A 22,018-nucleotide genomic window follows, 5' to 3' on the forward strand; every position below is an offset into this window, starting at 1 on the left:
CCCGGCACTCCGCGCACGCTGCGCGCGAGGTGGTCTCCGATGAAGAGGGCGAAGCCATGCATGGCGACGCCAGTTTAACGCCTGGGCGCGCTCGCGTTACAGTTCCCGTCCATGCGCATCCTGCTGGTCGAAGACGACAAGGTGCTCGCCGACGCGCTCTCGCGCGCCCTGGTGCAGACCGCTCATGCCGTCGACAGCGTGTCGACGGGCGAGGAGGCCGACCACGCGCTGGGGCTGGCCATCTACGACCTGGCGATCCTGGACATCGGCCTGCCCGGGCTGTCCGGGCTGGAGGTGCTCAAGCGCCTGCGCGCGCGCAAGTCCACCATCCCGGTGCTGATGCTCACGGCCTTCGACACCATGGAGGACCAGGTGCGGGGGCTGGACCTCGGGGCCGACGACTACCTGTCCAAGCCCTTCGACCTGCCGGTGCTGGAAGCGCGCGTGCGCGCCCTGCTGCGCCGCGGCAGCAATTCCACCCCTTACTTGGAACACGGCCTGCTGAAGTTCGACACGGTCGGGCGGCGCGTCTTCTACGACAAGAAGCCGCTGGAGCTCTCCCCGCGCGAGCTCGCGGTGCTGGAGCTGCTGCTGATGCGCGAGGGCCGCGTCGTCAGCAAGGAGCAGATGGTCAACCACCTGTACGGCTGGGGCGACGAGGTGGGCGACAACGCGATCGAGGTCTACGTTTACCGGCTGCGCCGCAAGCTCGAGCCGCTGGGGTGCGAGATCCGCACCGTGCGCGGCATGGGCTACCTCATGGAACGCGGCGATGCGGAAGGCTGAGCCGCGCCTGCAGCGCAAGCTGCTCGCCTGGCTGCTGGGTCCCTTGCTGGTGCTGCTGGTGCTGGACACCGCTGCCGCCTGGTGGATCTCGCAGCGCTTCGCCAACCTCGCCTACGACCGTGCCCTGCACGAGATCGCGCGCGAGATCGTGCTGCACGTGCGCGACGGCGGCGGCCGGCCGCGCCTGGAGCTGTCCGAAACGGCGGCCAACATCCTGCTGATGGACGCGCAGGACCGCCTGTTCTTCCGCCTCGACGCGGCCGACGGCTCCCTGCTCGGGGGCGACGCGGCGCTGGCCAAGGCATCGGTGGCCAACGGCGAGCCGCGCTTCTACGCCGACCAGGTGCACGGCGAGCCGGTGCGCATGATCGCCGCGCGCATGCCGGTGTCCGAAGCAGCCGGTGCGCCGGTGGTGCAGGTGCAGGTGGCCGAGACGCTGAACAAGCGCCGGCGGCTGGCGCTCGAAATGCTCGCCAACGTGGTGCTGCCGCAGCTGCTGCTGGTGGTGATGGCGACCGCCCTGGTGTGGCTGGGGGTCTCCCGCGGGCTGGAGCCGCTGCAGCGCCTGCGCCGCGCCGTGGCAGGGCGCTCGCACCTGGACCTGAGCCCGATCGAAACGCACGACGTGCCGGGCGAAGTGCGGCCGCTGGTCGACGAAGTCAACGACCTGATGGCGCGCCTGGGCAAGACCTTCGATTTCCAGAACCGCTTCGTCGCCGACGCGGCGCACCAGCTCAAGACGCCGGTGAGCGGCCTGAAGGCGCAGATCGAACTCGCCCTGCGCGAGACCGACGCCGAGCGCGTGCGCCATTCGCTGGCGCAGCTGTACATCAGCGCCGACCGCCTGTCGCGGCTGGTGCGGCAGCTGCTCTCGCTGGCCCGCAACGAGCCCGGCGCGCTGGACACGGTGCAGTTGCAGCCGCTGGACCTCAACGCCTTCGCGCTCGAGGTCAGCATGGACTGGGTGCCGCATGCGATCAAGCGCAACATCGACCTGGGCTTCGAGGGCGTGGACGATGCGCTCATGATCGATGCCGACGGCGACCGCCTGCGCGAACTGATCAACAACCTCATCGACAACGCGATCCGCTACAGCCACGAGGGCGGCCGCGTGACGGTGCAGGCCAGCCGCACCGCCGAAGGCCAGTGCAAGCTCGCCATCAGCGATGACGGCCCCAGCATCCCGGTGGCCGAGCGGGCCCGCATCTTCGAGCGCTTCCACCGGCTGCTCGGCACGCAGGAGGACGGCAGCGGCCTGGGCCTGGCCATCGTCAGCGAGATCGCCACCCTGCACGGAGCGCGCATCACGCTGGACGAAGACGTCGACGGGGTGGGCAACACCTTCAGCGTGTTCTTCACGGGGCGTTCGGACAGTCCGGCCCCTGCCTGAAGCTGCGGCCTAGTAAGCGCGCTGAAAGCTGGCCGACAACTTGCCGACAGGGCAACGCCAAGAGGCTGTCAGCGGCAGTCCTTACGCTCGATGGGATCGGATCCGCTTCGGATTCCGGGCGGACCCTCAGGAGACAACATGGCCTTTCTCACCAATCCCGACATGTGGATTGCCCTTTCCCAGATCATCCTGATCAACATCGTGCTGTCGGGGGACAACGCGGTGGTGATCGCCCTGGCGTGCCGGTCGCTGCCGCCGCCCCAGCAGAAGAAGGCCATCATCTTCGGCAGCGTCGGCGCCATCGTGCTGCGCGTGATCCTGACCTTCTTCGCGGTCTACCTCCTGTCCCAGCCCTATCTCAAGCTCGTCGGCGCGGCGCTGCTGCTGTGGATCGGCATCGGCCTGCTCAAGGGCGATGACGGCGACGAGGACATCGAGGGCAATTCGGGGCTGATGGCGGCCGTGAAGACGATCGTCATCGCCGACCTGGTGATGAGCCTGGACAACGTGATCGGCGTGGCCGCCGCCGCCAAGGGCAACGTGCCGCTGCTGGTGATCGGCCTCGTGATCAGCATCCCCCTGATCATCTTCGGCAGCACGGTCATCCTCAAGCTGATGAACCGCTTCCCGATCATCATCACGATCGGCGCGGCGCTGCTGGGCTGGGTGGCCGGCGAGATGGCCGTGACCGATCCGGCGATCCACGGCTTCGTCGAGCAGCACCACTACCTGCACACCGTGCTGCCCATCGCCGGCGCCATCCTGGTCGTCGCGATCGGCAAGTACCTCGGCAGCCGTGGTCGCCGCGAGGAAGAGCATCCGGCCGCGGACCAGCCCGCCGCCTGAGGCTGACGCCATGAGGCAGCTCCTGGTCGCCGTCGATCCGCACAGCCCTGCGCGCACGCGCTCGGCGGTCGAACAGGCCGTGCGGATCTGGCGCGAGGAATTCGTCGGCATCCGGCTGGTGCGGGTGCAGCCGCGGTTGTCCGGCCACGTGGCGATGTTCTTCGGCACCCGCGAGCTGCAGACCATGCAGATGGAAGAGGGCGCGCAGGAACTGCACTTCGCCCAGGGGCTGCTGGATGCCGCCGGCGTGCCTTACACCAGCACCGTGCTGGTGGGGCGCAGCGCCGAGACCATCGCCCAGGCCGCGCGGGAGTTCGGCTGCGACCGCATCCTGTTCGGCGACGAAGGTCCCAGCCTCGCCGGCAAGATGTTCGGCTCGCTCGCCGAGCAGGTGCGGCACCTGCTCGGCCCAGGCAACGCCTACCAGGTCCTCGGCTCCTGAGCCGGCAGGTCATCCCGGCGTCGCGCCGGGGGCCATGCAGCGCCGCATCGGTCGCCCGGTGGATCGCGGCTGCTGGCCGCAATGACCTCCTTGCGGGTCAATCCCGTCCCCGCGGCCCGTTCCCCTGCGGCACCATAGCCCCTCACCCGAGGAGCACCGCATGGATTCCGCCGTCCGCCGCCAGACCCTGGCCGACCTGCTGCACCGCAGCGCCAAGCGCTTTCCCGCCAGGGTCGCGCTCGAATGCGGCGCCACACGCTGGACCTTTGCCGAATTCGACGACGTCGTGGACCGGCTCGCCGCCGGCCTGGCGCGCATGGGCGTGGGCAAGGGCACGCCACTTGCGGTGCTGGCGCGCAACTCGCACGGCTTCGCCGCCCTGCGCTTCGCGCTCGCGCGGCTGGGGGCGGTGCTGGTGCCGATCAACTTCATGCTCAAGGCCGAAGAGGTCGCCTACATCCTGCGCCATTCGGGCGCGGGCCTGATGGCGACCGACTCGGGCCTGGCCGGGCTCGCGCGCAGCGCCGCCGCGCTGGACACGCAGGTGCGGCAGTTCCTCTGGCTGCCCTCCGAGGACCCCAGCGAGCCGGCCGCCGGCATGACCGCCTTCGACGCGCTCCTGGACCGGCGCGAGGCACCTCCCGCGGTGGACCTCAAGGGGGAGGACCTGTTGCAGATCGTCTACACCAGCGGCACCGAGTCCAGCCCCAAGGGCGCGATGCTCACCCACGATGCGGTGATCTGGCAGTACGCGAGCTGCGCCGTGGACGCGAACATCACCGGTGCCGACGTGATGCTGCATGCGCTGCCGCTGTACCACTGCGCGCAGCTCGACGTGTTCCTCGGCCCCATGGTCTACGTCGGCGGCACCAGCATCGTCACCGCGAAGCCCACGCCCGAGAACCTGCTGCCGCTGATCGCCAGGCACCGCATCACGTCCTTCTTCGCGCCGCCCACCGTGTGGATCTCGCTGCTGCGCTCGCCGCTGTTCGACGGCACGGACCTGAGCTCGCTGCGCAAGGGCTACTACGGCGCGTCCATCATGCCGGTGGAGGTGCTGCGCGAGCTGGCCCGGCGGCTGCCGGACGTGGGCTTCTGGAACCTGTACGGCCAGACGGAGATCGCGCCCCTGGCCACCATGCTCGGCCCCGAGGACCAGCTGCGCAAGCCCGGCTCCTGCGGCCGCGCCGTGCTGAACGTGGAAACGCGCGTGGTCGACGACACCATGCACGACGTGCAGCCGGGGGAGGTGGGCGAGATCGTGCACCGCTCGCCCCACCTCATGCTGGGCTACTTCCACGACGAGGAGCGCACCCGTGCGGCCTTCGAAGGCGGCTGGTTCCATTCCGGCGACCTCGCGACCATCGACGACGAGGGCTACATCACCGTCGTCGACCGCAAGAAGGACATGATCAAGACCGGCGGCGAGAACGTCGCCAGCCGCGAAGTGGAGGAGATGATCTACCGCCTGCCGGGCGTGTCGGAGGTGGCGGTGGTCGGCGTGCCGCACCCGCGCTGGGTGGAGGCGGTGGTGGCGGTCGTCGTGCCCAAGGCAGGCCAGCAGCTCACCGAGGCCGAGGTGCTGGCGCACTGCCAGCAGCACCTGGCCGGCTTCAAGGCGCCCAAGGCGGTGGTGTTCACCGAGGCGCTGCCCAAGAACCCCAGCGGCAAGCTGCTCAAGCGCGAGCTGCGCCTGCGGCACCAGGGCCACTTCGGGGGGGCTCAAGCGTGAGCACGCACGCAGGCCTGCTGCTGCTGGATGCCGGCACGCTGGCGCGGCGGATCGCCGCGCGCGAAGTGTCCTGCCGCGAGTTGATGGAAGCCAGCCTGGAGCGCATCGCCGCCCTCAACCCGCTGCACAACGCGATCGTTTCCCTGCGCCCGCCCGAGGCGCTGCTGGCCGAAGCCGATGCCTGCGACGCGACGCTCGCCCGCGGCGAGATCACCGGCTGGATGCACGGCTTTCCCATCGCGGTGAAAGACCTCAGCGACGCGGCGGGGCTGCCCACGACGTTGGGCTCGCGCACCGTGCGGCGCGTGCCGCAGACGGATGCCCTGTTCGTGCAACGCATGAAGAAAGCCGGCGCGATCGTCATCGGCAAGACCAACACGCCGGAGTTCGGCCTGGGTTCGCACACCTACAATCAGGTGTTCGGCGTCACGCGCAACGCCTGGGAGCCGGCGATGAGCGCCGGCGGCAGCAGTGGCGGTGCGGCGGTGGCCGTCGCCCTGTCCATGGTGCCGGTGGCGGACGGCAGCGATTTCGGCGGCTCGCTGCGCAACCCGGCGGCCTTCAACAACATCGTCGGCCTGCGTCCTTCGCGCGGCCGCGTGCCTGCCGTGCCCGCGGACGACGTGTTCTTCCAGCAGCTGGGCACCGAAGGGCCCATGGGCCGGACCACCGAGGACGTGGCGCGCCTGTTGTCCACCCTGGCAGGCTGGGACGAGCGCGCGCCCTTGTCCCTCCCCGAGGTGCTGCCGGACCCGTCCGCCGAGGACCCGATCGCCTGTGCAGCGGGCCAGCGCATCGGTTGGCTGGGCCCGATCTGGAGCGACCTGCCGCTGGAAGCCGGCATCCGCGAACTGTGCGAAGCGGCACTGCGCAAGCTGCAGGACGCAGGCTACGTGGTGGAACCGTGCACGCTGGACGTCCCGCGCGAGGTGAACTGGTCCGCCTGGCTGCGCGTGCGGCAGATGCTCACCGCCGGCAAGCTGCGCGCGCTGTACGAGCAGCCGCAGCTGCGCGCGCTGATGAAGCCCGAGGCGCAGTGGGAAGTGGAGCAGAGCTTCACGCTCACCGCGGCGCAGCTGTACGAGGCCTCCGTGCAGCGCACGCAGGTGTACCAGGGCCTGCGCCGCCTGTTCGAGAAGCACGACTACCTCGTCGCTCCCGCCGCCCAGGTCTTCCCCTTCCCGGTGGAGCAGCACTGGCCGCGGGAGGTGGCGGGCGTGGCGATGGACACCTACCACCGCTGGATGGAGATCGTCACGCCGTTCTCCCTGGCGGGGCTGCCGGTGGCCAGCGTGCCGATCGGCTTCGGTCCCGGCGGCCTGCCCATGGGCCTGCAGGTCGCCGGTCCCGCCCGCGCGGACCTCTCCGTTCTCGCCTTCGCCCGCGCCTGGGAAACGATCGCGCCCTGGAGCACGCAGCGGCCGCCGGCGGTCGCGCGCCTGGCTTGAACGACGACACGCGCTTCGCCGCCGACGCCATGCTGGGGCGCCTGGCGCGCTGGCTGCGCGTGCTGGGCTACGACACCTGGTACGACATCGCCGTGGCCGACCCGGTGCTGGTGGAAGTCGCCGAGACGCAGGCGCGCATCCTGCTCACCCGCGACCGCCGCCTACTGCAGGACCTGCGTCCCGTCCGCGCGCACGAGGTCCGGCAGGACGAACCGCTGCAGCAGCTGCGCGACCTCGTGCTGGCGCTGCAGCTGCCCGGGCCCAGCGAGCTGTTCACGCGCTGCCTCCTGGACAACGCGGCGCTGGTCCCGGTGCCCCCCGGGGAAGCCGAGCAGCTGCTGCCTGACGGGGTGCGCGGGCTGGCGGCGACCGTGCGCCGCTGCCCGGCGTGCGAGCGCCTCTACTGGGACGGCTCGCACGTGCGCCGCATGCGCGCTGCGCTCGAACGCGTGCTCCCGGGCTGGGTCGCGGGGCCCTGAGGCGCCGGGTTCCTGCGGAGCCCGCCCGCGCTCTTTGCGCCCTAACATCGCGCGGCATCCCACAGCAGGAGACAAGACATGCACAAGCGCCTCTGGCTGCGCGCCATCGGCTGCGGCCTTGCCGCCGCCGTCCTCGCCGCGTCCGCGCACGCCCAGGACTTTCCGCCAAAGAAGGCCGTGACGATGGTCGTGGGCTTCGCGCCCGGCGGCGCCGCGGATGCAGCCGCTCGCCTCATCGCCAAGAAGCTGGGAGACAGCATCGGCCAGGCCGTCGTGGTGGACAACCGCGCCGGCGCCGGCGGCAACATCGCGCACCAGCTCGTGGCCAACGGCCCCAGCGACGGCTCGATGATCCTGCTCGGCTCCATCGGGCCGCTCACGATCGCGCCGCACATGATGAAGGTCGGCTACGACCCGTTCAAGGACCTGGCGCCGCTGTCCGGGGGCGTGCATTTCCCGAACGTGCTGGTGGTGAACCCCGCCTCGGGCATCCGCACGCTGGCCGACTTCGTCGCGGCCGCGCGCAAGCAGGCCGGGGCGGTCACCTTCGCTTCCACCGGGGCCGGCTCGGCTTCGCACCTCACCGGCGAACTGTTCGGCCAGCAGGCGAAGGTGGAAATGATCCACGTGCCGTACAAGGGCGGCGCCCCGGCCATGCAGGACCTGCTGGCCAACCGCTTCACCGGCTACTTCGCCGCGCCGCCGACGGCGCTGCCGCACGTCGAGAGCGGCAAGCTGGTGCCGCTGGCCACCACGGGCCTGACGCGGCCGGCCTACATGCCCAACATCCCCACGGTGGCGGAGTCGGGCTACCCGGGCTTCGAGGCCTTGAACTGGTATGCCTTCGTGGCTTCGGCCAGGACGCCTGCTCCGGTCCTGGAGCGCTGGAACCAGGAGATCGTGAAGGTGCTCAACGACGCGTCGGTGCGGGAGCAGCTCACCAGGCACGGCCTCACGCCGCATCCGACCACGCGCGCCGAACTGACCGAGTTCATGCAGAAGGAATCGGCCAAGTGGGGCGCCATCGTCCGGGACCGAAAGATCACGGCGGAGTGAGCCGGCGCCACGCGATGCGGAACTAAGTCCGCCCCGTCACCGGTGCGGACTTCGGTTTACATGGGGGAAATGTTCCAGGGGGCCTGCGTTTGCAAGAATGCGTCGGCCGACCTCCAGGACATGAAGCTCATCCCCTTCACCGATTTCCCGCTGCGCGAGCGCGACGAGCTGCACGCGCTGCTGCGCCGCCTGCGCATCCCGCCGCAGCATGTGTGCGTGTCGCGCCTGCAGCCGCTGCCCGGCGTGGACGATGCCGCCCTGCCGGTGGTGGTGCTGGTCTCCGCGCCTGGCTGGAGCCGCACCTACGAAGGCCGGGGCTGGCTGCAGGGGGTCGAGCGCGATCTCGCCAGGCTGGCGATCCGCGTGCGCGCGCCCGAAGCCGCGACCACGGGACCCGCGCCCCTGGGCCTGGACTGACCCGGCTCAGCCGGGCACGCACACGCGCAGCGCGCGCGGCCGGATGCGGTAGTGCAGCGGCGTGTCCATCATCGTCACCTCGCCGTCGGTGGCCACGCGCACGCGCGCTTCCGTGGTGCTGACCACGAAGGCCGGCCCGGTGAGCATCGCGAAGTCCTCGTCCTGCCGCAGCCGGTGCGTCAGCGCGCGCAGGGCGATCCGCAGGAGCGCGAGGCGGCCGCGCCGCTGTCCGACATAGAGCGCCAGTTCGCCGCCTTGCAGCGAAGGCCGGGCGCCGATGGCCAGGCCCTCCATGGTGTAGCGGTTGTTGCCCACGAACACGAAGGGCGTGCGCAGCAGCTGCTGCTCGCCTTCGGCGTCCACCTTCACCGCCATGCCCGGGCGCCCCTCGGTCGCGTGCAGCGTGGCACTGGCCAGCGCGCGCCACTTGCTCTTGCCCAGGTGCAGGCGCTGCAGCTCGCGCTCGCGCACGATCTGCGGGTACAGGCCCAGGCTGGAGTTGTTGATGAAGACATGGCCGTTCACCTCCCCCACGTCCACCTCGATGACGCGCCCCTGCGCCAGCGTGCGGACCGCATCGGCCGGCGCCAGCGGGATGCCCAGGTCCTTGGCGAAGTGGTTCAGCGTGCCCAGGGGCAGCACGCCCTGGACCAGGTCCGTGCCCGCCAGCCGCGACGCGATGGCGCTCTGGGTGCCGTCGCCGCCGCCGGCGACGACCAGCCGGATGCCGTCCGCCCGCGCCCGATCGACCGCCGCGAACATCTCCTCGCCGCCGTGCGCAAGGACCAGGCGCGCCTCCAGTCCGGCCTCGTCGAACAACTGCCTCAGCTGTTCGACACGGCTGTCGTCGCATCCGGTGCCGGAGCGGGCGTTGAGGACGACGAGGGCGCGCATCCGCCCGATCATCGGGCCTTTCGCGCGGCGCGGGGGCGCGCCGGACCGCGCCCGCCGCGCGCGTCCTCCAGCAGCAGGTCCCACAGCGTGGCGGCCGCGACCGACAAGCTGCGCTGGCGTCGCCGCACGAGGTAGACCGGCCGGGTCGCGTTGCGCGCGTTCAGCGGCACTGCCACCACGCCGGGGTGCGCGCACAGCCGCAGCGCGAACTCGGGGACGATGCTGATGCCCAGGCCGGCGGCAACCAGCCCGCCCAGCGTTCCCAGCTGGTTCACCTCGAAGCCGGTGTCCCGCACCTGCGCCGCCTCCACCAGGGGCTGCAGCTGCTGCCAGACGCTGCCGGAACGCAGGGTGTGGATGAAGGGCCGCCCCCTCAGTTCCCGCAGCGTCACGCCCTTCTTCGCCGCGAGCGGGTCGTGCTCGGGAAACACGACGTGCCAGTGCTCGTCGAACAGCAGCGTGGCCTCGAATTCGAGCGAGCTGCCGGCCACGGCGTTGATGCCGAAGTCCGCCTCGCCACGCCGCAGGATCTCCAGGCAGCGGTCCGAGACCACGTCGTGCAGCCGCAGCGTGATGCCGGGATGGCGCGCGTGGAACTCCGCCAGCCGCCGCGGCAGCCAGTCGGCCGCCAGCGAGGGCAGGGCGGCGACGGTGACGCGGCCCTGCTGGCGCGTCGCGCGGTCGCGCAGTTCGCCCATGGTGGCGCGGATCTCCGAGGCGATGCGGTGCGCGCCCTGCGAGAAGGCCTCGCCTTCCGGCGTGAGCGCCACGTTGCGCGTGTCGCGGTCAAACAGGCGCGCGCCTACCTGCGCCTCCAGTCGGCCGATCATCTGGCTGAACGCCGAAGGAGAGACATGGCAGCGCTGGGCCGCCATGGAGAAGCGCCGCGTCTCCTCCAGGGCGAGGAAGGCGTCGATGAGGCGGCCGGAGAGATTCATCGAGAAACCTGCACAGTCGGTCGAATAAATCCAGTTTACTTGCCGAAAGGCCCGAGGCACAGTGCGCTCTCGCAAACAGAAGGATCCAGCCCGATGGAGACACTCGCAGTGGGCTGCGGCGCCGGCTTTTCCGGCGACCGCGTCGACGCCGCACCCCCGGTGGTGCGCACGCTCGTGGAACGCGGCGGGCCCGCCGCGCTGATCTTCGAGAACCTCGCCGAGCGCACGCTCGCGTTCCAGCAGCTCGCGCGCCGCAAGGACCCCTCGCTGGGGTACGAGCCGCTGCTCGCCGAAGAGCTTCGGCCCGTGCTGGCCGACTGCCTGCGCCACGGCATCACCATCGTCGGCAACTTCGGGGCGGCCAATCCCGATGGTGCGGCGCAGGTGATTCGCCGGCTCGCCGACGAGCTCGGCCTGCCGGCACCGCGCATCGGTATCGTCCAGGGTGACGACCTCTCGGACGAACGCGGCCGCGGTGTCGTGCGCGAGCGCCTGGGCGCCGGCTTCGACGAACGCCGCTTCGTCTGCGCGAACGCCTACCAGGGCGCGCACGAGATCGCCGCGGCCATCCGCGCCGGCGCGCAGGTGGTGGTGACCGGGCGCGTGGCCGATCCTTCGCTCGTGCTCGGCCCGGCCATCGCGCATTTCGGCTGGGGGCCCGAGGAGTGGGACAAGCTCGCGGGCGCCACCATGGCAGGACACCTGCTGGAATGCGGCGCACAGGTCACGGGCGGCTACTTCGCCGACCCGGGAAAGAAGGACGTGCCCGGCATGGAGAACGTCGGCTTTCCGATCGCGGAGATCGCCGCGGACGGCAGCTGCATCGTCTCCAAGGCGCAAGGCACCGGCGGGCTGGTGGACTGCCGCACCGTCAAGGAGCAGCTGCTGTACGAGGTGCACGATCCCGCGGCCTACATCACGCCCGATGTCGTCGCCGACATCACGCAAGCCACGGTGGCGCAGGTGGGCCCGGACCGGGTGCGCCTCTCCGGCGTGCAGGGGCATCCGCGCACCCCGACCTTCAAGGTGCTGGCCTATTTCGACGGCGGCTGGCTGGGCGAGGCGGAGATCTCCTATGCCGGTCCCAACGCAGAGGCGCGCGCGCGCCTGGCCATGGACATGATGCAGAAGCGCCTGGGCGGCACCATGCCGCTGCGATTCGACCTCATCGGCATCAGCAGCATCCTCGGCGAGGATGCGGGCAGCATGCTGCAAGCCGCGCCGCGCGGGCAGGCCCTGGACGTGCGCCTGCGCGTGGCCGGCAAGCACGAACAGCTCGCGCCCGTCGAACACCTGATGCGCGAGGTCACCGCCTTGTGGACCGGCGGACCCGCGGGCGGCGGCGGCGTGCGCACCGCCAAGCGCCAGCGCCTGTCCAGCCGCGCCTGCCTGGTCCCGCGCGAGCTGGCGCCTGCCAGCTGGCGCATCGCCTGAGGAACCGCCATGCCGGACATCGCTCTCTACGAACTTGCCCACGGCCGCACCGGCGACAAGGGCAACCGCATCAACATCAGCCTCATCGCGTACCGCGAGGAGGACTGGCCGCTGCTGGTCGAACAGGTGACAGAGGAGCGCGTGGCGGCCTGCTTTGCCGCGCGCCACCCCACCGCGGTCAAGCGCTACCTGCTGCCGAAGCTGGCCGCGATGAACTTCGTGCTCGACGAGGTCCTGGACGGCGGCGTGAACGATTCGCTGAACCTGGACATGCACGGCAAGACGCTGTCCTTCCAGCTCCTGGCCATGACCATCCCCGTGAGCGCCGCGGTGGCGGCGCGCATTCCCGCAAAGGCAACGCCATGAACTCCCGACGTCCCTTTCTGCAGTCGCTGGCCCTCGCGCTGGTGCTGGCCGCCGGCACGGGCAGCGCATTCGCGCAGGCCTACCCGAGCCGGCCCGTGCGCATGGTGGTGCCCTTCCCGGCGGGCAGTGCCACCGACCTCGCGGCACGCGTGATGGCGCAGCAGCTCACCGTTTCGCTGGGCCAGAGCTTCATCGTCGACAACAAGCCCGGCGCCGGCGGCTCCATCGCCGCCACGGAAGTGATCCGCTCCGCGCCCGACGGCTACACGCTGCTGTTCTCCTCGAATTCGGCGGTCGCCTCCAACGTGGCCCTGCTGAAGAACATCCCTTACGACCCGCTGAAGGACTTCACGCCGGTGGCCGGCATCGGCGACAACCTGCTGGTGCTGATGGTCAAGGCCGAACACCCGGCCAGGAACCTCCAGGAGTTCGTCGAGTACGTGCGGCAGCGCCCTGGCAAGGTGACCGCCGGCTATGGCTCCTCGAGCTCGCAGGTGAGCATCGCCGTGCTGAACAAGCTGGGCAAGCTCGACACGATGCCGGTGCCGTACAAGGGCATCCCGCTGGCCGTCAACGACGTGCTGGGCGGAACGGTGGACTTCACCTTCGTGGACCTGGGCAATGCGATGGCGCAGGCCAGGGGCGGCAAGCTGCGGCCGCTGGGCGTGACCTCGCCGAAGCGTTCCGCCATCGTCCCCGACTGGCCCGCGCTGTCCGAAGCCATGCCCGGTTTCGACATCACCGCGTGGTTCGCCATCGTCGGCCCCGCCGGCATGCCCCGGGAGGTGGTGGACAAGCTCAATGGCGCCGTCGGCGCCGCGCTGAAGTCACCCGAGGCGAAGGAAAAGCTCGCCGGCATCGGCATCCAGCCCATGCCCATGTCGCCGGAACAACTCAGGTCCTTCATGGGCAGCGAGGTCGCGAAATGGGTGCGCCTCGTCAAGGAAGCCAACATCCAGCCGGAATGAGCATGACCAAGACGATTCTCGTGACGGGAGCGAGCCGGGGCATAGGCGCGGAGATCGCCGTGGCGGCGGGGGAACGTGGCTGGCGCGTGGGCGTGAACTACCACCGCAGCGAAGAGGCCGCGCGCGCGGTTGTCGAACGCGTGCATGCCGCTGGCGGGCAGGCATTGGCCTTGCAGGCCGACGCGGGCAAGCTGGCGGAGGTCAAGCGCATGTTCGCGCAGCTCGACGAAGCCTTCGGCCCGCTGGACGTCCTGGTGAACAACGCCGGCGTGCTCGCGAGCTTCCGCATCACCGAGGTGGACGAAGACAACGTGCGCTCGCTGTACGAGGCCAACGTCTTCAGCGCCTACTACTGCGCGGGCGAGGCGGTGCGCCGCATGGCCACGTCGCTGGGCGGCCGCGGCGGCGCGATCGTCAACATGTCCTCGGTCGCTTCGCGCCTGGGCGGCCTGGCCGGCGGCAGCGCCTACGCGGGCTCCAAGGGAGCGCTCGACGCCTTCAACCTGGCGCTCGCCAAGGAGGTGGGCCGCGACGGCATCCGCGTCAATGCGCTGCGCCCGGGCCTGATCGCCACCGAGATCCACAACGTGCATGGCGGCATCGCGCAGATGCAGGAGATGGCGAAGACCGCCGTGCCCATGGGCCGGGCCGGCAGCGCGCGCGAGGTCGCCGAGGCGGCGCTGTGGCTCGCAGGCGATGCCGCTTCCTACGTGCACGGCACCGTCCTCGACGTGGCCGGCGGCCGCTAGATTCCTGGAGAACAAGACATGGCTGCTTCCCGCAAGGTCCTCATCACCTGCGCCGTCACCGGCTCCATCCACACGCCATCCATGTCGCCGCACCTGCCCGTCACGGCGCGGCAGATCGCCGACGAGGCCGTGGCCGCCGCGCAGGCCGGTGCGGCCATCGTGCACCTGCACGCACGCAACCCGCAGGACGGGCGCCCGGACCAGACGCCCGAGGCCTTCCGCCCCTTCGTGGTGGACATCAAGGCGCGCAGCGATGCCGTCATCAACATCACCACCGGCGGCGCGCCGACCATGACGGTGCAAGAGCGCATGCAGCCCGCGCTGCAGCTGCGGCCGGAGGTCGCCTCGCTCAACATGGGGTCCATGAACTTCGGCCTGTTTCCAATGCTGCAGCGCTACAAGGACCTGCGGCACGAGTGGGAGCCGAAGTTCCTGGAGAGCACGCGCGACGTGGTGTTCAAGAACACCTTCGCCGACATCGAGTTCGTGCTCACGCGCGGCACCGCCAACGGCACGCGCTTCGAGTTCGAGTGCTACGACACCGCCCACCTGTACAACCTGGCGCACTTCCTGGACCGCAAGCTCGCCACGCCGCCGCTGTTCGTGCAGACGGTGTTCGGCATCCTGGGCTGCATAGGCACGCACGCCGACGACGTGGCCCACATGAAGCGCACCGCCGACCGCCTCTTCGGCAAGGACTACGTCTGGTCCGTGCTGGGCGCGGGGCGCGCGCAGATGCCCATCGCCGCGACCGCCGCGGCCCAGGGCGGCAACGTGCGGGTCGGCCTGGAGGATTCGCTGTGGGACGGCCCGGGGCGCCTGGCCAGGAGCAATGCGGACCAGGTGCGCCGCGTGCGCGCGATCCTGGAAGGCCTGGGACTCGAAGTGGCCACGCCGGACGAAGCGCGCGCGCTGCTCCAGCTCAAGGGACGGCACGAGGTCGGGTTCTGAGAACCTTCAGCTGCTCCTGACATACCCGGGGGCCGGCAGGCGCGCTTCTTGCCACAATGACTCCCCGTCGGGGCCGTCGCGGCTCCGCGAAAGGCTGGCCGCATGACCTGGTCGATTCTGGCGCGCGATGAGGCGGGACGTCTGGGCGCCGCCATCGCCAGCCGCTTCTTCGCGGTGGGCGCGCTCACGGTGCACACCCGCCGCGGCGTCGGCGTCCTTGCGACCCAGGCCCTGCTCAATCCGCTCTACGGTCCGCGCGGCATCGCGCTGCTGGCGCAAGGGCATTCCCCGGCCGGCGTGATCGCGGAACTGACCGCTGCCGATGGGGGACGCGAGCACCGCCAGCTGCACGTTCTGCCCGCCCGCGGTGCGTCCGCGGCCTGGACCGGTGCGGCCTGCATCGATTGGTGCGGCCACCTGGCGGGCGAGGATTTCAGCGTCGCCGGCAACATGCTCGCGGGGGCCCAGGTGCTCCAGGCCACGGCCGATGCGTTCCGCGCCACGCGCGGGCAGGACCTGGCGGAGCGCCTGCTCGCGGCGCTGGCCGCCGGCGAGGACGCGGGCGGCGACAAGCGCGGCAAGCAGGCCGCGGCGCTGCGCATCCACGCCGACGAGGACCACCCGCAGCTGGACATCCGCGTCGACGACCACGAGCAGCCCGTGCGCGAGCTGCGCCGGCTGTACGAAAAAAGTCTGGAGCGCTACCAGCCCTTCATGGCCTGTCTGGCGGGGCGACACGATCCCGCGGGCATCACCGACCGCGCGGTGATCGAGGAGCGCATCGCGGCCTTCCACCGCGCGCGCGGAGGACAGGCCTGATGGCGGTGCTGCAAGTGCGCGGCCTGCGCACCGAGTTCACCACCGAAGCCGGGCGCTTTCCTGCCGTCGACGGGGTGGACTTCGCCGTGGAGGCCGGACGCACGCTGGCCATCGTCGGCGAGTCGGGCTGCGGCAAGAGCGTCACCGCCCTGTCCATCATGGGGCTCGTGCCCGCGCCGGGCCGCATCACCGCGGGCTCCATCCGCTTCGAGGGCCGCGAACTGGTGGGGGCGCAGCAGCGCGAACTGCTGGACCTGCGCGGCAACGGCATGGCCATGATCTTCCAGGAGCCCATGAGCTCGCTGAACCCGGCCTTCACCATCGGCGAGCAGATCGTCGAAGGACTGCTGCGCCACTGGAGCGTGGCGCGCGCCCAAGCGCAGGCGCGTGCCATCGAGGTGCTGCGGCAGGTGCGCATTCCCGCGCCCGAGCAGCGCTTCCACGAGTACCCGCACAAGCTCTCCGGCGGCATGCGCCAGCGGGCGATGATCGCGATGGCGCTGGCCTGCCGCCCGCGACTGCTCATCGCCGACGAGCCGACCACCGCGCTGGACGTGACCATCCAGGCGCAGATCCTGGAGCTCCTGCGCGCGCTGCAGGCCGAGACCGGCTCCGCGGTCATCCTCATCACGCACGACCTGGGCGTGGTGGCCGAGGTGGCCGACGAAGTCGCCGTGATGTACGCGGGCCGCGTCGTCGAACGCGCCTCGGCGCGCGCCTTGTTCGACCAGCCGCAGCATCCTTACACCGTGGGCCTGCTCGGGTCGATCCCGCGCCTGGACGTACCGCAGGAGCGGCTTGCCTCCATCGAGGGGCAGGTGCCCGATCCCTTGCGCCGGCCGGGCGGCTGCAGCTTCGCCGAACGCTGCCCCTTCGCCTTGCCTGGCTGCCGCGCCGAGGTGCCGCCGCTGCGCGACGTGGGTCCCGCGCACCAGTCCGCCTGCTGGCGCGCGCCGCTGGATCCCGACGTGCTGCTGCCCCGCGCGCCCGAGGCCGCGCTCGCGCCATGAAGGCTGCCGCCCCGCTCGTGCAGGCCCAGGGCCTGGTCAAGCACTTCCCGGTGCGCCGGGGCCTGTTCGGCCGCGTGCAAGGACAGGTGCGTGCCGTGGATGGCGTCGACCTGCAGCTGGCCGCAGGCGAGACCCTGGGCGTGGTCGGCGAATCGGGCTGCGGCAAGTCGACGCTGGGTCGCCTGCTGCTGCGCCTCATCGAGCCCAGCGCCGGCCGCATCGTGTTCGACGGCCAGGACCTGGGAAGCCTCGATGCCGCGGCACTGCGCGCCCGCCGGCGCGCCATGCAACTGATCTTCCAGGACCCGTACTCCTCGCTGAACCCGCGCATGACCGTGGGCCAGACGCTGGCGGAACCGCTGCGCCTGCACGGCCTGCATGCAGGCAGGGAGGACGAGCGCATCGACGCCTTGCTGCGCACCGTGGGCCTGGCGCCGGAGCACGCCCTGCGCTACCCGCACGAGTTCTCCGGTGGCCAGCGGCAGCGCGTGGGCATCGCACGGGCGCTCGCCGGCGAGCCCAGGCTGATCGTGTGCGACGAGGCGGTGTCCGCGCTCGACGTGTCGGTGCAGGCGCAGGTGGTGAATTTGCTGCAGGACCTGCAGCGGCGCTTCGGCCTGGCCTACCTGTTCATCGCGCACGACCTCGCGGTCGTCAAGCACATCGCGCATCGCGTGGCCGTCATGTACCTCGGCCGCGTGGTGGAACTGGCGGACAAGGACGCGTTGTTCGCTTCGCCGCGCCATCCGTACACGCAGGCGCTGCTCGCGGCCATCCCGCGGCCGGAGCCGGCGCGCGAGCGCGGCCGCCCGGTCCTGGGTGGCGACGTGCCCAGTCCGCTGCAGCCGCCTTCGGGCTGCCACTTCCACACCCGCTGCCCGCACGCGCGCGAGTTGTGCGTGCGCGAGGCACCCGTGCTGGAAGCCACCGCGGATGGGCATGCAGCGGCATGTCATTTCTGGCGCGAGCTGGCAGCGCCCGCGCCAGCTGCGCAGCCCATCGCCTTCGTGCCCGGCCGCCAGCGCCTGGCGCGCCTGCAGGCAGCCTTCCTCGCACCACCGTCGTCCACGTCCTCACCGGAGAACCCCTGATGCAAAGTCCCCCCCGAAGCATCCTGCTCGCCCTGGCCCTCGCGGCCGGGGCCGTCGCAGCGCAGGCGCAGACGCTGCGCGTCGGCCTGGCCGAAGATCCCGACGCGCTCGACCCGTCGCTGGCCCGCAGCTTCGTCGGCCGCGTGGTGTTCGCGGGCCTGTGCGACAAGCTGTTCGACATCGACGAGAAGCTGGCGATCGTGCCGCAACTGGCCACCGGCTACGACTGGTCGGCGGACGGCAAGACGCTGACGCTCAAGCTGCGCCAGGGCGTGAGCTTCCACGACGGCGAGAAGTTCGATGCGGCCGCCGTGAAGTACAACATCGAGCGGCACAAGACCATCCCCGGCTCCAACCGGCGCGGCGAACTGGCCCCGGTGGCCAGCGTCGACGTGGTCGATCCCTCCACCGTGCGGCTGAACCTGTCGGCGCCGTTCTCGCCGCTGCTGGCGCAGCTCACCGACCGGGCGGGGATGATGGTCTCGCCCAAGGCGGCGCAGGCCGCCGGTGACAAGTTCGGCACGCATCCGGTGTGCTCCGGGCCGTTCCGGTTCGTCGAGCGCGTGCCGCAGGACCGCATCGTCCTGGAGCGCTACGCGAACTACTGGAACAAGGGCGCGGTCAACTTCGAGCGCATCGTCTACACGCCCATCCCGGACGCCACGGTGCGGCTGGCGAACCTGCGCTCGGGCCAGCTGGACTTCATCGAGCGGGTCGCGCCCAGCGACATGGAGAAGATCGCCGCCGAGAAGAAGCTCAAGACGGCGGCCATCACCGAGATCGGCTACCAGGGCATCACCATCAACGTCGGCAAGAGCGACAAGGCCAAGGCGAATCCCCTGGGGCGCGACGCCAAGGTGCGCGAGGCCTTCGAGCTCTCGCTGGACCGCCAGGGCCTGGTGCAGGTCGTCATGGACAACGAGGCGATCGTGGGCAACCAGTGGGTGCCGCCGACCAACCCGTTCTATGCGAAGAACGTGCCGATCCCCAAGCGCGACGTCGCCAGGGCCAGGCAGTTGCTCAAGGAAGCGGGCGTGCCCAACCCGAGCTTCACGCTGGTGACGCCCACCACCTCGGACGCGCAGCGCATCGCGCTGGTGGTGCAGGCGATGACGCGCGAGGCCGGCTTCGACGTGAAGATCCAGGCGACGGAGTTCGCCACCTCGCTGAACATGGCGGACAAGGGCGACTTCGAGGCCTACGTGCTGGCCTGGAGCGGCCGCCCCGACCCCGACGGCAATCTCTACAGCTTCCACGCCTGCAAGCAGCCGCTCAATTACGCCGGCTACTGCGACGCGGAGACCGACAAGCTGATCAACGCCTCGCGCGAAGCGCGCGACCCGGCCGAGCGGCGCAAGATCTTCGAGCAAGTGGCAGCCCGCGTCCTCAAGGACCGTCCCGTGATCTACCTCTACCACCGCAAGTGGCTGTGGGCGTACAACCCCAAGCTCACCGGCGTGCGCCAGATCCCGGATGGCTTGCTTCGGGTGACCGGCCTGAAGATGTGAGAGGCCGACAACTGCCAGCCACCGGTTCCGATTCCTAGGATGTTCGACTACCTCGTGCGCCGCCTCGCCCAGCTCGTTCCGACGCTGGTGCTGGTGTCCATGCTGATCTTCGGGCTGCAGCAGCTGCTGCCCGGGGATCCGGCCATGATCCTCGCGGGGGAGGAGCAGGACCCGACGGTGATCGCCTACCTGCGCCAGAAGATGCACCTGGACGAGCCGCTGCCGGTGCGCTACGCGTACTGGGTGGGCGGCGTGCTGCGTGGCGACCTCGGGGAGTCCATCCGCAACCAGCAGCCGGTGCTGTCGCTGGTGGCGCAGAAGCTGCCCGTGACGCTGCAGCTCGCGCTCATGGCGATCACCATCGCGCTGGTGATCGGCATCCCGGCCGGCATCGTGTCGGCGGTGGCGCGCGGCACGGCCTGGGACTGGGGCGCCAACGTCTTTGCCTTGTGGGGCATCTCCACGCCCAACTTCTGGCTGGGCATCCTCTTAATCCTGCTGTTCGCGGTGAACCTTGGCTGGCTGCCGGCTTCGGGCTACGTGAGTCCGTTCGAGGACCTGGGCGCCAACCTGAAGTCGATGATCATGCCGGCCTTCGTGCTGGGCAACGCCATCGCCGCCGTGCTGATGCGGCACACGCGCAGCGCGATGCTGCAGGTGCTGTCGGCCGACTACGTGCGCACGGCGCGGGCCAAGGGCCTGTCGGAGCGCACCGTGGTGCTCAAGCACGCGCTGCGCAATGCGCTCACGCCGGTGATCACGCTCGGCGCGCTGGAACTCGGCACGCTGCTCTCGGGGGCGGTGCTGACCGAGCAGGTCTTCACCATCCCCGGCTTCGGCAAGCTGATCGTCGACGCGGTGTTCAACCGCGACTACGCGGTGGTGCAGGGCGTGGTGCTCGTGACCGCAACCGCCTACATGCTCCTGAACCTGCTGGCCGACCTGGCGTACTTCGCGGTGAACCCGCGGCTGCGGCACTGAGGATGTCGGCCGTCCTTCCTCTTCCCGCCCCGGCGGCCGTTTCACCCCCGGCCGGTCCCTGGCGGCGCGCGTGGCGCCGGCTGCGACGCCGGCCGTCGGCGATGCTGGGCCTGGCCGTCGTCCTGGCCTTCATCGTGCTGGCGCTGGGCGCGGCCTGGATCGCGCCCCAGGACCCGATCGCCACCAGCTGGGGCGCGATCCGCAAGGCGCCGTCGGCGCAACACTGGTTCGGCACCGACGAGATCGGCCGCGACGTGCTCTCGCGCGTGATCTGGGGCACGCGCGCCTCGCTGCTGGCGGGCGTGATGTCCGTCTCCATCTCGCTGCTGATCGGCGTGCCGATCGGCATGGCGGCGGGTTTCCTGGGCGGCTGGGTCGATGCCGTGGTCTCGCGCGTGACCGACGCCTTCCTGGCCTGTCCCTTCCTGATCCTGGCCATCGCGCTGGCCGCCTTCCTGGGCCCGAGCCTGTCCAACGCCATGGTGGCCATCGGCGTGTCGGCCGCGCCCATCTTCGTGCGGCTCACGCGCGGGCAGGTGCTCAGCGTCAAGGTGGAGGACTACGTGGAAGCCGCCCGCGCCGTCGGCAACCCGCCGCTGCGCATCGCGCTGCGCCACATCCTGCCGAACATCACGGCGCCGCTCATGGTGCAGGCAACGCTGGCCATCGCGGCGGCCGTGATCGCCGAAGCGAGCCTGTCCTTCCTCGGGCTGGGGCAGCAGCCGCCCGCGCCCAGCTGGGGCAGCATGCTGAACACGGCCAAGAACTTCATCGACAACGCGCCCTGGATGGCGATCTGGCCGGGCATCGCGATCTTCCTGCTGGTGCTGTCGTTCAACCTGCTGGGGGACGGCCTGCGGGATGCGCTGGATCCGCGCGGCGGGTAGCCCGCGCGACGGGGCTGGCCGTCGCTCACTGTCCGCGGCTTCGCCGCGCCAACTACCCGAAGTGCCGGTCGACGACCAGCTCGATCTTCACGTCCTGCACCAGCTCCTGCAGCAGCGCGGGCTCGCCCGAGCGCACGACGCAGGTGAGCACCAGCCGCCGCTGGCCGAACCAGCGCGCCGACAGCTCCTCGCAGGAGCCGACGAACACCAGCCGCGGCTTGAAGCTGCGCAGCAGGTCGCCGCGGCTGCGCAGGAACACGCCGGAGCCCAGCTTGAGGGTCTCGGGCAGGCCGCGGATCTCCGCGGTCCAGGCGCCGTCGGGGGAGGGCGTCGCGGTTCCCGCCAGCGGGTAGTCGGAGCGCCAGCGCCATTCGCGCGCCAGCAGCAGGGCCGCTGCCACCAGCAGCACGCCGGCGAGCACGGGGAATGGGCGAAATTTCACGTTGCGGGCTTTCGTGCGGCCTGGGAATGTAACGCCCCTTGTGCCGGTCGGGTCCGCTGCCAAGTATCCGCCCGTGGGCCCCGCCGGGGCCGTGAACGAGGAAGCAAGCATGTTCAAGCGCCTGACCCTCCTGTGGACCGTGCTGCGGGGCGACGCCCGCCAGCTCTGGGCGGCCCTGCGCCACCCGGCCGCGCCGGGCTGGCTGAAGCTGGGCACGGCCTTGATCGTGCTCTACGTGTTCTCGCCCATCGACCTGGTGCCCGACTTCATCCCCGGCCTCGGCATGGTCGACGACATCGTGCTGGTACCGCTGGCGATCCGCTGGCTGCTCGGGCGCCTGCCGGCGGGCTTGCGGGAAGCGACCGCGCCACGGCGCTGACCGGA

Annotated in this window: 24 protein-coding genes; 21 read left to right on the plus strand and 3 right to left on the minus strand. The window is 70.8% G+C overall.

Annotation, left to right across the window (positions count from 1 at the left end):
- Positions 1 to 111: 111 nt before the first annotated feature.
- The 9 genes from AC3EGR_RS16065 (at position 112) to AC3EGR_RS16105 (ending at position 8,596) form a co-directional block, all read left to right on the plus strand.
- Complete coding sequence (locus AC3EGR_RS16065) at positions 112 to 786, plus strand: response regulator transcription factor (protein WP_488547509.1); 675 nt, start codon at positions 112 to 114, stop codon at positions 784 to 786.
- Complete coding sequence (locus AC3EGR_RS16070) at positions 773 to 2,176, plus strand: sensor histidine kinase N-terminal domain-containing protein (RefSeq protein WP_488547510.1); 1,404 nt, start codon at positions 773 to 775, stop codon at positions 2,174 to 2,176. The genes AC3EGR_RS16065 and AC3EGR_RS16070 overlap by 14 nt, the downstream gene beginning before the upstream one ends.
- A gap of 138 nt (positions 2,177 to 2,314) precedes the next feature.
- Entirely contained in the window at positions 2,315 to 3,022 is a 708-nt protein-coding gene (locus AC3EGR_RS16075; protein ID WP_488547511.1) for a TerC family protein, read from the plus strand.
- Positions 3,023 to 3,032: 10 nt separating this feature from the next.
- The gene (locus AC3EGR_RS16080; protein WP_488547512.1) at positions 3,033 to 3,464 is read left to right on the plus strand and encodes a universal stress protein; all 432 of its coding nucleotides are present in this window, start codon (positions 3,033 to 3,035) and stop codon (positions 3,462 to 3,464) included.
- Between the two features lie 160 nt (positions 3,465 to 3,624).
- Positions 3,625 to 5,196 (plus strand): acyl-CoA synthetase, encoded by a 1,572-nt coding sequence (locus AC3EGR_RS16085; RefSeq protein WP_488547513.1) that lies wholly within the window; start codon positions 3,625 to 3,627, stop codon positions 5,194 to 5,196.
- The gene (locus AC3EGR_RS16090; protein WP_488547514.1) at positions 5,193 to 6,644 is read left to right on the plus strand and encodes an amidase; all 1,452 of its coding nucleotides are present in this window, start codon (positions 5,193 to 5,195) and stop codon (positions 6,642 to 6,644) included. The genes AC3EGR_RS16085 and AC3EGR_RS16090 overlap by 4 nt, the downstream gene beginning before the upstream one ends.
- Positions 6,641 to 7,123, plus strand: coding sequence for a Mut7-C RNAse domain-containing protein (locus AC3EGR_RS16095; RefSeq protein WP_488547515.1), 483 nt, complete (start codon positions 6,641 to 6,643; stop codon positions 7,121 to 7,123). The genes AC3EGR_RS16090 and AC3EGR_RS16095 overlap by 4 nt, the downstream gene beginning before the upstream one ends.
- 78 nt (positions 7,124 to 7,201) lie before the next feature.
- Positions 7,202 to 8,179, plus strand: coding sequence for a Bug family tripartite tricarboxylate transporter substrate binding protein (locus tag AC3EGR_RS16100; RefSeq protein ID WP_488547516.1), 978 nt, complete (start codon positions 7,202 to 7,204; stop codon positions 8,177 to 8,179).
- A 120-nt stretch (positions 8,180 to 8,299) separates the two neighbouring features.
- The gene (locus tag AC3EGR_RS16105) at positions 8,300 to 8,596 is read left to right on the plus strand and encodes a hypothetical protein (protein ID WP_488547517.1); all 297 of its coding nucleotides are present in this window, start codon (positions 8,300 to 8,302) and stop codon (positions 8,594 to 8,596) included.
- Between the two features lie 6 nt (positions 8,597 to 8,602).
- Here the strand turns inward: AC3EGR_RS16105 and AC3EGR_RS16110 are convergent, their stop codons facing one another.
- Both AC3EGR_RS16110 and AC3EGR_RS16115 read right to left on the minus strand, forming a co-directional pair.
- Complete coding sequence (locus AC3EGR_RS16110) at positions 8,603 to 9,490, minus strand: diacylglycerol/lipid kinase family protein (RefSeq protein WP_488547518.1); 888 nt, start codon at positions 9,488 to 9,490, stop codon at positions 8,603 to 8,605.
- Between the two features lie 8 nt (positions 9,491 to 9,498).
- A complete protein-coding gene (locus AC3EGR_RS16115; RefSeq protein ID WP_488547519.1) occupies positions 9,499 to 10,428 on the minus strand; it encodes a LysR substrate-binding domain-containing protein in 930 nt (309 codons plus the stop codon).
- A 93-nt stretch (positions 10,429 to 10,521) separates the two neighbouring features.
- On the opposite strand from AC3EGR_RS16115, the gene AC3EGR_RS16120 reads away from it, so the two are divergent.
- The 11 genes from AC3EGR_RS16120 (at position 10,522) to AC3EGR_RS16170 (ending at position 21,192) form a co-directional block, all read left to right on the plus strand.
- Positions 10,522 to 11,862: an acyclic terpene utilization AtuA family protein gene (locus AC3EGR_RS16120; protein WP_488547520.1), complete on the plus strand. Its 1,341-nt coding sequence runs from the start codon at positions 10,522 to 10,524 to the stop codon at positions 11,860 to 11,862.
- A gap of 9 nt (positions 11,863 to 11,871) precedes the next feature.
- Positions 11,872 to 12,228, plus strand: a complete 357-nt coding sequence (locus AC3EGR_RS16125; RefSeq protein WP_488547521.1) for an AtuA-related protein — start codon at positions 11,872 to 11,874, stop codon at positions 12,226 to 12,228.
- Positions 12,225 to 13,196 (plus strand): Bug family tripartite tricarboxylate transporter substrate binding protein, encoded by a 972-nt coding sequence (locus tag AC3EGR_RS16130; protein ID WP_488547522.1) that lies wholly within the window; start codon positions 12,225 to 12,227, stop codon positions 13,194 to 13,196. Before AC3EGR_RS16125 ends, AC3EGR_RS16130 begins: the two co-directional genes overlap by 4 nt.
- 2 nt (positions 13,197 to 13,198) lie before the next feature.
- Entirely contained in the window at positions 13,199 to 13,945 is a 747-nt protein-coding gene (locus AC3EGR_RS16135; protein ID WP_488547523.1) for an SDR family oxidoreductase, read from the plus strand.
- A gap of 18 nt (positions 13,946 to 13,963) precedes the next feature.
- A complete protein-coding gene (gene kce, locus AC3EGR_RS16140; RefSeq protein WP_488547524.1) occupies positions 13,964 to 14,896 on the plus strand; it encodes a 3,5-dioxohexanoate:acetyl-CoA acetone transferase in 933 nt (310 codons plus the stop codon).
- A gap of 102 nt (positions 14,897 to 14,998) precedes the next feature.
- The gene (locus AC3EGR_RS16145; RefSeq protein WP_488547525.1) at positions 14,999 to 15,715 is read left to right on the plus strand and encodes a DUF1028 domain-containing protein; all 717 of its coding nucleotides are present in this window, start codon (positions 14,999 to 15,001) and stop codon (positions 15,713 to 15,715) included.
- A complete protein-coding gene (locus AC3EGR_RS16150) occupies positions 15,715 to 16,725 on the plus strand; it encodes an ABC transporter ATP-binding protein (RefSeq protein ID WP_488547526.1) in 1,011 nt (336 codons plus the stop codon). The genes AC3EGR_RS16145 and AC3EGR_RS16150 overlap by 1 nt, the downstream gene beginning before the upstream one ends.
- Entirely contained in the window at positions 16,722 to 17,816 is a 1,095-nt protein-coding gene (locus AC3EGR_RS16155) for an ABC transporter ATP-binding protein (RefSeq protein WP_488547527.1), read from the plus strand. Before AC3EGR_RS16150 ends, AC3EGR_RS16155 begins: the two co-directional genes overlap by 4 nt.
- The gene (locus AC3EGR_RS16160) at positions 17,816 to 19,324 is read left to right on the plus strand and encodes an ABC transporter substrate-binding protein (protein ID WP_488547528.1); all 1,509 of its coding nucleotides are present in this window, start codon (positions 17,816 to 17,818) and stop codon (positions 19,322 to 19,324) included. Before AC3EGR_RS16155 ends, AC3EGR_RS16160 begins: the two co-directional genes overlap by 1 nt.
- A gap of 39 nt (positions 19,325 to 19,363) precedes the next feature.
- Positions 19,364 to 20,305 (plus strand): ABC transporter permease, encoded by a 942-nt coding sequence (locus AC3EGR_RS16165; protein WP_488547529.1) that lies wholly within the window; start codon positions 19,364 to 19,366, stop codon positions 20,303 to 20,305.
- Between the two features lie 2 nt (positions 20,306 to 20,307).
- Complete coding sequence (locus AC3EGR_RS16170) at positions 20,308 to 21,192, plus strand: ABC transporter permease (protein WP_488547530.1); 885 nt, start codon at positions 20,308 to 20,310, stop codon at positions 21,190 to 21,192.
- Positions 21,193 to 21,244: 52 nt separating this feature from the next.
- Here the strand turns inward: AC3EGR_RS16170 and AC3EGR_RS16175 are convergent, their stop codons facing one another.
- Positions 21,245 to 21,634: a hypothetical protein gene (locus AC3EGR_RS16175; RefSeq protein ID WP_488547531.1), complete on the minus strand. Its 390-nt coding sequence runs from the start codon at positions 21,632 to 21,634 to the stop codon at positions 21,245 to 21,247.
- 109 nt (positions 21,635 to 21,743) lie between these two features.
- On the opposite strand from AC3EGR_RS16175, the gene AC3EGR_RS16180 reads away from it, so the two are divergent.
- A complete protein-coding gene (locus AC3EGR_RS16180; RefSeq protein WP_488547532.1) occupies positions 21,744 to 22,013 on the plus strand; it encodes a YkvA family protein in 270 nt (89 codons plus the stop codon).
- Positions 22,014 to 22,018: the final 5 nt, after the last annotated feature.

This window comes from Ramlibacter sp. G4-7, assembly GCF_057784995.1.

Coding starts and splice junctions, on each gene's coding strand:
- AC3EGR_RS16065 (WP_488547509.1), top strand. CDS start 112: ATGCGCATCCTGCTGGTCGAAGACGACAAGGTGCTCGCCGACGCGCTC.
- AC3EGR_RS16070 (WP_488547510.1), top strand. CDS start 773: ATGCGGAAGGCTGAGCCGCGCCTGCAGCGCAAGCTGCTCGCCTGGCTG.
- AC3EGR_RS16075 (WP_488547511.1), top strand. CDS start 2,315: ATGGCCTTTCTCACCAATCCCGACATGTGGATTGCCCTTTCCCAGATC.
- AC3EGR_RS16080 (WP_488547512.1), top strand. CDS start 3,033: ATGAGGCAGCTCCTGGTCGCCGTCGATCCGCACAGCCCTGCGCGCACG.
- AC3EGR_RS16085 (WP_488547513.1), top strand. CDS start 3,625: ATGGATTCCGCCGTCCGCCGCCAGACCCTGGCCGACCTGCTGCACCGC.
- AC3EGR_RS16100 (WP_488547516.1), top strand. CDS start 7,202: ATGCACAAGCGCCTCTGGCTGCGCGCCATCGGCTGCGGCCTTGCCGCC.
- AC3EGR_RS16105 (WP_488547517.1), top strand. CDS start 8,300: ATGAAGCTCATCCCCTTCACCGATTTCCCGCTGCGCGAGCGCGACGAG.
- AC3EGR_RS16110 (WP_488547518.1), bottom strand. CDS start 9,490: ATGCGCGCCCTCGTCGTCCTCAACGCCCGCTCCGGCACCGGATGCGAC.
- AC3EGR_RS16115 (WP_488547519.1), bottom strand. CDS start 10,428: ATGAATCTCTCCGGCCGCCTCATCGACGCCTTCCTCGCCCTGGAGGAG.
- AC3EGR_RS16120 (WP_488547520.1), top strand. CDS start 10,522: ATGGAGACACTCGCAGTGGGCTGCGGCGCCGGCTTTTCCGGCGACCGC.
- AC3EGR_RS16125 (WP_488547521.1), top strand. CDS start 11,872: ATGCCGGACATCGCTCTCTACGAACTTGCCCACGGCCGCACCGGCGAC.
- AC3EGR_RS16130 (WP_488547522.1), top strand. CDS start 12,225: ATGAACTCCCGACGTCCCTTTCTGCAGTCGCTGGCCCTCGCGCTGGTG.
- AC3EGR_RS16135 (WP_488547523.1), top strand. CDS start 13,199: ATGACCAAGACGATTCTCGTGACGGGAGCGAGCCGGGGCATAGGCGCG.
- kce (WP_488547524.1), top strand. CDS start 13,964: ATGGCTGCTTCCCGCAAGGTCCTCATCACCTGCGCCGTCACCGGCTCC.
- AC3EGR_RS16145 (WP_488547525.1), top strand. CDS start 14,999: ATGACCTGGTCGATTCTGGCGCGCGATGAGGCGGGACGTCTGGGCGCC.
- AC3EGR_RS16150 (WP_488547526.1), top strand. CDS start 15,715: ATGGCGGTGCTGCAAGTGCGCGGCCTGCGCACCGAGTTCACCACCGAA.
- AC3EGR_RS16155 (WP_488547527.1), top strand. CDS start 16,722: ATGAAGGCTGCCGCCCCGCTCGTGCAGGCCCAGGGCCTGGTCAAGCAC.
- AC3EGR_RS16160 (WP_488547528.1), top strand. CDS start 17,816: ATGCAAAGTCCCCCCCGAAGCATCCTGCTCGCCCTGGCCCTCGCGGCC.
- AC3EGR_RS16165 (WP_488547529.1), top strand. CDS start 19,364: ATGTTCGACTACCTCGTGCGCCGCCTCGCCCAGCTCGTTCCGACGCTG.
- AC3EGR_RS16170 (WP_488547530.1), top strand. CDS start 20,308: ATGTCGGCCGTCCTTCCTCTTCCCGCCCCGGCGGCCGTTTCACCCCCG.
- AC3EGR_RS16180 (WP_488547532.1), top strand. CDS start 21,744: ATGTTCAAGCGCCTGACCCTCCTGTGGACCGTGCTGCGGGGCGACGCC.